This is a genomic window from Pseudarthrobacter albicanus, assembly GCF_018224015.1.
Taxonomy (GTDB): domain Bacteria; phylum Actinomycetota; class Actinomycetes; order Actinomycetales; family Micrococcaceae; genus Arthrobacter; species Arthrobacter albicanus.
The window spans coordinates 1-668 of sequence record NZ_JAGPOT010000217.1 but is presented as its reverse complement, the minus strand read 5'-3'; the positions used below and the strand labels follow the sequence as shown (position 1 = coordinate 668).

General features: G+C 68.1%; 1 protein-coding gene. It reads left to right on the top strand.

The window, feature by feature from the left end; all coding sequences use genetic code 11:
* Positions 1 to 668 (top strand): zinc-dependent alcohol dehydrogenase (locus tag J9611_RS21510; RefSeq protein WP_211883352.1); only part of this gene is annotated, 668 nt, incomplete at both ends.

Here is a 668-nt window from a genome sequence, read left to right as displayed (position 1 = left end):
GAGGCACTGGTCAAGGTACTGACCACCGGCGTCTGCCACACGGACCTGCACGCAGCCGCGGGCGACTGGCCGGTGAAGCCGGCACCGCCGTTCATTCCCGGTCATGAAGGGGTCGGCGAAGTTGTAGCGCTAGGTGAGGGCGTCACGGACCTGGCTGTGGGCGACCTCGTGGGCAATGCGTGGCTGTGGTCCGCCTGCGGCGACTGCCAGTACTGCCGCACCGGCTGGGAGACCCTGTGCGAAGCCCAGCAGAACGCCGGCTACAGTGTCGACGGCTCCTTCGGCGAATACATGCTGGTGAACAGCCGGTTCGCAGCCAGGATTCCGGCCGGTTCGGACCCCGTCGAGGTGGCCCCGGTGCTCTGTGCCGGAGTGACCGTCTACAAGGGCCTCAAGATGACAGAGGCCCGGCCCGGGCAATGGGTCACCATCTCCGGCATCGGCGGCCTCGGCCACATCGCCGTCCAGTACGCCGTTGCCATGGGCCTGCGCGTCGCGGCAGTGGACGTCGCCGACGACAAGCTGGCCCTGGCCAGGAAGCACGGAGCAGAGCTGACGGTCAATGCCCTGCACGAGGATCCCGCCGACGTCATCCAGCGCGAAACCGGAGGCTGCCATGGAGTCCTGGTCACTGCTGTGCACCCGTCGGCCTTCGGGCAGGCGATCGG